Source organism: Sphingosinithalassobacter sp. CS137 (genome assembly GCF_014334115.1).
Lineage (GTDB): Bacteria > Pseudomonadota > Alphaproteobacteria > Sphingomonadales > Sphingomonadaceae > Sphingomonas.
The window spans coordinates 2,613,742-2,622,017 of record NZ_CP060494.1 but is presented as its reverse complement, the minus strand read 5'-3'; the positions used below and the strand labels follow the sequence as shown (position 1 = coordinate 2,622,017).

Here is an 8,276-nt window from a genome sequence, read left to right as displayed (position 1 = left end):
GCCGCGCGCAACCACCCTCAGCCCCAGACAGAGTTCGCCACGTCGATCACCAGCCGCAGCTTCGCGGCCTGCTGCTCGACTGCGATGTCGTTGCCATGCACCGTCGAGGAGAAGCCGCACTGCGGCGAGAGCGCCAGCTGGTCGAGCGGCGCGTAGTTCGCCGCCTCGTCGATCCGGCGGCGAACGTCGTCCGGCGATTCGAGCTCGCCGAGCTTCGTCGTGACCAGCCCCAGCACCACCGTCTTACCCTTGGGCAAGTGGCGCAGCGGCGCGAAGTCGCCCGAGCGCGGATCGTCATATTCAAGGAAATAGCCGTCGATGTTCAGTTCGTTGAACAGCACTTCGGCAACGGGCTCGTAGCCGCCTTCGGCCGCCCAGGACGAGCGATAATTGCCGCGGCACAGGTGGACGCAGACCTTCATGTCCTCGGGTCGGTCGCGAATGGCGTCGTTGATGATCCGGGCGTAGAGCCGCGGCAGCTCGTCCGGGTCCATGCCGCGCTTTCGGGCGTTCTCGCGCTGGGTGTCGTCGCACAGATAGGCGAGATTGGTGTCGTCAAGCTGGAGATAGCGGCAGCCGGCATCGGCCAGGCTGGCGATTTCCGCACGATATGCCGCCGAGAGATCGGTGTAGAATTCGTCGAGGTCGGGATAGGCCGTCGCGTCGATCGCTTCGCGTCCGCCACGGAAGTGCAGCATCGTCGGCGAGGGGATCGTCACCTTGGGCGTGCGAGTGGTGCAGCTCGCCAGAAACTCGAAATCCGCGCGCTGGATATCGCGGACATGTGCGATCTTTCCCGCGATCTTCATCACAGGCGGCGCATATTCCAGCTCGGTGCCGCCATGCTGGTGGAACTTCACCTGCGTTCCGCCCGCCTCCTCCACGCCGTCCAGCTGAAGCAGGAAATCGGTGTGGAAATAGGTGCGGCGAAACTCGCCATCGGTGATGCCCTGCAGCCCCAGCTCCTCCTGGAACTTGACGACCCCTCGGATCGCATCGTCCTCCACCGCGCGCAGCGCACCGGCATCGATCGAATCTGCACGAAACGCCTCGCGCGCGTCGAGCAGCGCCTTGGGACGCAGGAAACTGCCGACATGGTCGGCACGGAACGGGGCGGTGGTCATCCTATACTCTCCTTGCGTCCGAAATGTATGTAAGACATACAATATTGTCGCACCTGCATAACAGGGCGGATCAGGAGAGAGCAATGACCTGGATAGCCAATCGCTGGTACGTCGCGGCATGGGATTCGGAAGTCGATCGCAAACCGATCGCACGCACCATCTGCGGCGAACCGGTGATGCTGTACCGCAAGCTCGACCGCAGCGTCGTGGCGATGCGCGATGCCTGCCCCCACCGCCTGCTGCCGCTGTCGATGGGCTATAAGGAAGGCGATTCGATCCGCTGCCGCTACCACGGGCTGCTGCTCGGTGCCGACGGATGCGCCGAGGAGATGCCGGTCAAGAGCGAGCGCGTGCCCCGAGCGGTGCGCGCGCAGCTTTACCCGGTGGTCGAGCGGCACCGCTTCATCTGGGTATGGATCGGCGACCCCGCGCGCGCCAACCCCGATCTCGTCCCGGATTTCTGGCCGTGCAGCGCGCCCGGCTGGACCTTCGACGGCGGCTACAGCCACATCGCCTGCGACTATCGGCTGGTGATCGACAATCTGATGGACCTCAGCCACGAAACCTATGTCCATCAGGGCTCGATCGGCCAGCACGAGATCCTGGAAAGTCCCATCGAGACGGAAGTACGCGGAGAGGATGTCTTCGTGCGGCGCTGGATGCCGGGTATCGAACCGCCGCCCTTCTGGCGCGACGCGCTGCGCTCGGCCGGGCCGGTCGACCGTTGGCAGGTGTGCCAGTTCGTCGCGCCATCGTCGGTGCTTATCGACGTGGGCGTTGCTCCCGTCGAAGCCGGAGCGACGATCGACGCGCATGATGCCGGAGTCCGGGGATTCGTGATCGATGCGATGACCCCGGAAAGCGAAATCAGCACCCATTATTTCTGGGGCATGGCGCGAAACTTCGATATCGACGATGCCGGCTTCACCGCGCGGTTCAAGGCGCAGCAGGGCCATGTGTTCGATGAGGATGTGGACGTGCTCGAAGCCCAGCAACGCTCGATCGATGCAAACCCTGGCCTCAAGCTGCGCGGCTTTTCCGTCGATCAGGGCAGCGTGCGCGCACGCCAGATCATCCGCAAGCTGATCGCGGCCGAAGGCGGCGATGGCATCTGAAGTCACGCTCGGCGAACTCGACTCGATCCTCGGGCTGCGAATCCGCCGCGCGCATGGCGCGGTGCAACGTCATTTCACCGACCATTTTGCCGAGCTGGGGCTGACGCAGAAGCAGGTGTCGGTGCTATGGCTCGCGGGCAATCACCCCGGGCTTGCGCAGACCGATCTGGCGCGCGCACTCGATACGGACCGTGCGACCACGATGGCGCTCGTCCACGGCCTCGAGAAGCGCGGGCTGCTCGCACGCACCGCTTCCTCGCAGCCTGATCGGCGGCGCATCGCGTTCCAGCTGACAGCGGACGGAGCGCGACTGCTCGAGCGGAGCCGCGCGGCTATCGCCGCACACGAAGCGTGGCTCGCGGCACGATTCACCTCGGACGAGCTGGTCCAGCTGCACGCACTGCTGGCGCGCATCTATCGCTGACGATTTTGTTGCCTTTCATAACAAAGTCCCGCACATTTGCTGGACAAGAATATGGAGGGGAAGTTGGCCACCGATCCGCGCACGCTGATCCATCGCGAACCGATGTCGCGCTTTCAATGGGGCGTCGTCGCAACGATGATCGGCCTCAACGCACTCGACGGATTCGACGTGCTGTCGATCAGCTTCGCCTCGCCCGGCATCGCCGCCGAATGGGGGATCGACCGCGCCGCGCTCGGCATCGTCCTGTCGATGGAACTCGTCGGAATGGCGATCGGCTCGGTCGTGCTGGGCGGCGTCGCCGACCGGGTCGGCCGGCGCGCGACGATCCTCGGCTGCCTCGCACTGATGACGGGCGGGATGCTGGGCGCCGCGACCGCTGACGGAGTCACTATCCTTTCCGCGTGGCGCGTGCTCACCGGGCTCGGCATCGGCGGCATGCTGGCCGCCACCAATGCCGCGGTCGCCGAGGCGGCGAACGACAGGCGGCGCTCCCTCGCCGTCGTGCTGATGGCGGGAGGTTATCCGGTCGGCACGATCATCGGCGGGATGATCTCCGCCGTGCTGCTCGCCTATTTCGACTGGCGGGCGGTGTTCGTGTTCGGCGCGGTCGCCAGCGCGATCTTCGTGCCGCTGGTGCTCTGGTGCGCACCCGAATCGATCGCGTTCCTCATGCACAAGCGCCCTCCCGACGCGCTCGCACGGATCAACCGGACACTCGGCCGGATGGGGCATCCGCCTGTCGAATCACTGCCCCCAGCCAGCGAGACGGAAACGCGCAAGACACCGGTCGGGGCGCTGTTCTCTACCGCGCTCGCGCGCGCCACGATCTTGCTGACGCTCGCCTATCTCGCGCACATCATGACCTTTTACTTCATCCTGAAATGGATTCCGAAGATCGTCGTCGACATGGGCTTCGTCCCCTCGTCCGCGGCCGGGGTGCTGGTATGGGCTAGCGTCGGCGGCGCGAGCGGATCGCTGCTGCTGGGGCTGCTCACCGCCCGGATCCGCGTGCTGGCGCTCACCATCGCGGCGATGCTGGCCTCGACCGCGCTCGTCATCCTGTTCGGCCGGGGGCAGAGCGATCTCACCGGCCTGTCGGCGGTGGCCGCCATCGCGGGCTTTGCGACCAATGCGGGCGTCGTCGGCCTCTACGCGCTGATCGCCCAGTCCTTCCCCACCGGCACGCGCGCCACCGCGACCGGCTTCATCATCGGGATCGGGCGCGGAGGATCGGCGCTGGCGCCGGCGCTCGCCGGCTTCCTGTTCGCGGCCGGATACGGGCTGCAGACCGTCGCGATCCTGATGGCGCTGGGCTCGACCGTCGCGGCGATCGCGCTGTTCGGGCTGCGTGGCTGGCGACAGCCGGAGGAGCGGGCGGCCTGAACCGCCTCCCGCTCCCGTCGGCGGCTCAGTCGCCGGCGTCGGCCAGCGACTGGGCGAGCAGTGGGTCAGCGACGCAGGAATAAGAGGAGGCGCTGTCGGTCGGCCCCTGCCCGTCATAGCGGGCGGATTGCGGAAAGGGACACAGCGCCCGGCTGAATGCTCCGGTCCCGTCGACAATCTTGGTCGCGGTCACGCGCTGCGGCGCCTCGTCTCGCTCGACCCAGTCGATCAGCGCCCAAAGCATATCGCGCGAGCGATCGCCCGGCCAGCTCATGTGTCCCGAACCGCCGAACATGTCGGCGCCCGGTCCGCCGCGGCAATGATACATGCCCGGCACCAGGAACAGCCGCACCGAATCGTCGAGCCGGTCGAGCCCGCCCTGCGCATGAACGAGCGACTCGTAGTAATCGATCGTCGGCCCCGCGTTGGTCGAGGGATCGGCCCAGCCCTGATAGAGGATCGCCTTGCCCCCGCGCGCCAGGAACGAACCGATCGACACGCGGTCGGCGCGCAGTTCGGGCATCATGCGGTTGGCGGCGGCGAGATCGGCGGTGCGCCGGAACGTCTCCGCATCCCAATTGGGATCGTCGTAAACGCCATCGGCCCACATCGCCCGCAGCAGCGGCGACGGCGGCCCGGGACGGGTGCGAACACCGGGAAAGAGCCCTCCGTCCATCGGCATGCCGCTTTCGTCGGGCATTGGCGCGATGATGGCATTCAGCATCGCCAACCTGGGCGCGGTCAGGCACCCCTCGGTCTGGCCCGGCCGGCAGAGCAGAGTCGCGGTGTCGAAACTGCACGCCATCGGATTTTCGATGATCCCGTCGCGCACGCCGTCGCTGGCGTCGCATGTTTCAGTCACGCGGTGTTCGTAGAGCGACCAGTCGTCGTCGCTCAGCGCCGCCTCCGGCTGCCGCGCCTGCTGAAGCGCGAACCACAGCATCCGTACCGACTGAAGCGGCATATAGGGCCCCGGCGCGCCCGCGAGCACGCCGTCATAGTCGCCCGGATAGGTCTGCATCTCCTTCAGCGCCTGGCGACCGCCGCCCGAACAGCCGGTGAAATAGCTGCGATCGGGCGCCCGGCCGTAGTAGCGCTCGGCCAGTCGCTTGGCGGCGACCGCCGTCAGATGCACCGCGCGATGTTCATAGTCGACGCGCGCCTTGGTGTCGGCCATCCACCGCGCCTGAGTCGCCTTGTGCCCGGAATCGGTGGTGACGGTGGCGAAGCCCTCTCCGACGCGGCGGCTCATGTCGAGATAGTTGTAGATCCCCGCATCGCCGCCCACTCCCGCGCCCAGCAACCGGCCGTTCCATTCGACCGGCAGCCACAGCTCGAAGCCGATATTTCCTTCGATCGCCCCTTCCACCCTGCACAGCGGCACCTGCACCGGCAGCGGCCGATAGAAGCTCTGGGTCACGGGCATCCAGGTCGGCGCGGGCTGGACGAGCGTCGCATCCGACACGACGACGCCGTCCGGATGCTGCCCGGCCAGCGCCGCGCAAGCGGCCGCCGTCATCATGCCGAAGAACATCAGAACTTCACCGATGCACTGACCGAAATGAGGCGCGGCAATGGGTTCGACGCCTGCGGGTCATAGCCGTTGGTGGTGTCGACGAAGGGAGGATCCTCGTCGAACAGGTTGCGCACGTCGACCGACAGCGACAGGAGCCGAGTCACGTCATAGCCCAGGAACAGATCGAACGTGTCGTAGTTGCCGATCTCCTGCACCGGCGTGACGGTGACATTGTCGTAGCCGGGCAGGTGATTCCACGTCAGCCGTCCGCGCAGCGATTCCCAGCGCGCACCGACGCTCGCCTGCGACCGGAATTTCTGGGTAAAGCCATAATCGTCGAGCACGTCGGTATAGCCCGCGCCCGGCACCGCCTCGAACAGATAGTCGAGGATATAGGTGCCCTGGATACCGGCATCGAGGTTCACGCCGCCCCATTCCCACGCATAGGCGAGCGAGAAATCGAGACCGCGCAGCAGGGACGTGCCCAGGTTCTGGCGGCGCCCGTCGGCGATGAAGGTCACCTGTGCCGGGTTGATCGGCGCATTGATCGGCAGTCCTGAATTGATCAGCGCGTCGATCTCGGCAGCGGTCGGATTGAACTGCACGAAGTCGGCGTAGAGCGGGTTGGTCAGCAGCCCCGGCGTGCCACGCAGCGCCTGGATCTGGTCGGTATAATCGATCCGGAAGTAGTTGACGCTGGCATTCAGCCCCGGCAACACCAGCGGCGCGGCTTCGACGCCGAACGACCATGTCTCGGCGGTTTCTGGGCGTAGATCGGGATTGCCGCCCGCGATGCCGATGCCGATCTGATTGCCCGATGCGCCCGGAAGGGTATCGAAGTAGAGGCCCGCGCCGCCGCCGACGGTCGAAACTTCGGTGAAGGTCGGCGCGCGGAACGAGGTGCCATAGGTGCCCTTCAGCCGCAGCCCCAGCCATGGCTCGTACGTCAGCCCGATCTTGGGATTGGTCGTGTCGCCGAAGTCGCTGTAATTCTCGTACCGGAGCGCCGCCGACAGCGAGAGCCGCTCAAGCCCCGGAGAGGCGTTGCCCGCCCCCACGATCGGCACGAACAGTTCGCCGAAGACCGCGTCGACGTTGCGAGAGCCATCGTCGGTCACGTGCATCAGCGCGGCCGAGCTGCCGATGGCGAGATCGGTATAGGTATATTCGACGCGATGCTCGCCGCCCACGGCGAGCCGCACGGCGCCCCCGGGAATGTCGAACAGCGAACCGTCCATCGTCACGTTGGCGACTTCCAGCCGGGTGCGCCCGGTAATATAGAAGGCGCGATCGGTGATCGCCTCCAGCGTCGCCGGATTGTTCGGGCCACCGAACACGTTGAGCGCGGTGGCCGGATTGGTGTCGGCCAGCGCCGCGGCGATCGCGCCGGCGCTGATCCCCCGGGTGCGCTGCGCGACTTCGTCCGATTCGCCATAGGCGTAATAGGCGGTCGCGCGGAAACCGAAGAACAGGTCCGCCTCGACGCCGCCGACCACATTGTAGGATTCGGCGTAATAGGGATTCTCGAGATAGCCGATCTCGGGCGTAAGCGAATAGCTGACCAGCACCGAGCTGGCGCCCGCCACCGGCGACACGAAAAAGGGATTGGTAGACGGCACCGTGGCGGTGAACGTCCCCTCCGTCGGGATCACGCCTTCGCGGTGCGACCAGAAGCCGTTGGCGAAGAGCCGGATGCCGTCGGTCACTTCCTGGCTGATGTTGCCGACGAAGCTCAACCGCTCCTGCTCGGGGATCACCGCCGTGTTGTCGGTATAGTCGCACAGGTTGCGCGTGCCCGGGACCAGCGCGCCCGCGGTAGCCGGAGTCACGCCCCCTTCGGGAATCGCATAGCTGGTGCCACCAACGGTGATCGTCCCGGGATTGCAGAAGTTCGAGCGGAGGTCGCGCCCGCCGCGATCGCGGTTGTCGGTGCGGTAGAAATCGAGTTCGCGACCGTAGAGCGTCGAAAAGTCGGTGTACTCCGCGGCCAGCGTCGCATAGCCGCCGTTCCACTGAACGCCGCCGATCGCGGCGATCTGCTTCTCGTCATAGTCGCCGTCGGTGAAGCCGTAACGCGCTCGCGCCTCGAAGCCGGTGAAATCCTTGCGCAGGATGAAGTTCACCACGCCCGCCACCGCGTCCGAGCCATAGATCGCCGAGGCGCCGTCGGCGACCACTTCGACGCGGGCCAGCGCGATCGATGGGATCACCGAGGGGTCGGTGAACTGCCCCTGCGTGCCCTGCGGTGGAAAGCGGCGGCCGTCATAGAGCAGCAGCGTGGCGTTGGTGCTCAAGCCCCGCAGGTTGATGCCCGCGCCGCGCGTCGCGTTCGCCGCACCGTTCTGCGCGAGGCCGCCGGCGCGATTGGCGCCGAGCGAAACCACCTGCGGCACGCGGCGCAGCAGGTCGTTGGTCGAATTGACCGGCTCCTCCTCGATCCGCTCCTGGTCGAGCGCGATGACGTTCGAACCAGTCGGCTCGATGCCGCGGATACGGCTGCCGGTGACGACGATTTCCTGTGGCGCGTCGGCGCCCGGATCGCCCGCCGTGTCGGTCGGGCGCTCTTGTGCGGTCTCCGGCTCGGCCGTCTGCGCCGCCGCCGGTGTTCCGAGCATGAGGGCGATCGCTCCCCATGCGCTGCGGCCGAGCAGTGTGGCCCGGCGCTGTCCGTCGAAATGCTTCATATTCCCCTCCACTTTGCTGGCGCGTGTTGC

6 protein-coding genes are annotated in these 8,276 nt (G+C 66.5%); 3 read left to right on the top strand and 3 right to left on the bottom strand.

All coding sequences use genetic code 11. The annotated features are described in order from the left end of the window. Window positions 1-17: 17 nt before the first annotated feature. Window positions 18-1,124, bottom strand: a complete 1,107-nt coding sequence (locus H7V21_RS12985) for a 5-methyltetrahydropteroyltriglutamate--homocysteine S-methyltransferase (RefSeq protein WP_188054147.1) — start codon at window positions 1,122-1,124, stop codon at window positions 18-20. Window positions 1,125-1,207: 83 nt separating this feature from the next. On the opposite strand from H7V21_RS12985, the gene H7V21_RS12980 reads away from it, so the two are divergent. From H7V21_RS12980 to H7V21_RS12970, 3 genes are read left to right on the top strand one after another with little or no spacing between them, the layout of a single operon-like run. Beyond that, window positions 1,208-2,239, top strand: coding sequence for an aromatic ring-hydroxylating dioxygenase subunit alpha (locus H7V21_RS12980; RefSeq protein ID WP_188054146.1), 1,032 nt, complete (start codon window positions 1,208-1,210; stop codon window positions 2,237-2,239). After that, complete coding sequence (locus H7V21_RS12975; RefSeq protein WP_188054145.1) at window positions 2,229-2,663, top strand: MarR family winged helix-turn-helix transcriptional regulator; 435 nt, start codon at window positions 2,229-2,231, stop codon at window positions 2,661-2,663. Before H7V21_RS12980 ends, H7V21_RS12975 begins: the two co-directional genes overlap by 11 nt. Window positions 2,664-2,714: 51 nt before the next feature. After that, window positions 2,715-4,046, top strand: coding sequence for an MFS transporter (locus H7V21_RS12970; protein WP_188054144.1), 1,332 nt, complete (start codon window positions 2,715-2,717; stop codon window positions 4,044-4,046). A gap of 25 nt (window positions 4,047-4,071) precedes the next feature. Here H7V21_RS12970 and H7V21_RS12965 read toward each other — a convergent pair whose 3' ends face one another. Continuing rightward, window positions 4,072-5,580 carry a tannase/feruloyl esterase family alpha/beta hydrolase gene (locus tag H7V21_RS12965; protein ID WP_262503869.1) on the bottom strand — a complete coding sequence of 503 codons (1,509 nt, stop codon included), beginning with the start codon at window positions 5,578-5,580 and terminating at the stop codon, window positions 4,072-4,074. Next, window positions 5,580-8,246: a TonB-dependent receptor plug domain-containing protein gene (locus tag H7V21_RS12960; RefSeq protein ID WP_262503868.1), complete on the bottom strand. Its 2,667-nt coding sequence runs from the start codon at window positions 8,244-8,246 to the stop codon at window positions 5,580-5,582. Before H7V21_RS12960 ends, H7V21_RS12965 begins: the two co-directional genes overlap by 1 nt. Between the last annotated feature and the right edge of the window lie 30 nt (window positions 8,247-8,276).

Bases quoted from the DNA above. Each gene is read 5' to 3' on its own strand.
- H7V21_RS12985 (WP_188054147.1), bottom strand. From the start codon at position 1,124: ATGACCACCGCCCCGTTCCGTGCCGACCATGTCGGCAGTTTCCTGCGT.
- H7V21_RS12980 (WP_188054146.1), top strand. From the start codon at position 1,208: ATGACCTGGATAGCCAATCGCTGGTACGTCGCGGCATGGGATTCGGAA.
- H7V21_RS12975 (WP_188054145.1), top strand. From the start codon at position 2,229: ATGGCATCTGAAGTCACGCTCGGCGAACTCGACTCGATCCTCGGGCTG.
- H7V21_RS12970 (WP_188054144.1), top strand. From the start codon at position 2,715: ATGGAGGGGAAGTTGGCCACCGATCCGCGCACGCTGATCCATCGCGAA.
- H7V21_RS12965 (WP_262503869.1), bottom strand. From the start codon at position 5,580: ATGTTCTTCGGCATGATGACGGCGGCCGCTTGCGCGGCGCTGGCCGGG.
- H7V21_RS12960 (WP_262503868.1), bottom strand. From the start codon at position 8,246: ATGAAGCATTTCGACGGACAGCGCCGGGCCACACTGCTCGGCCGCAGC.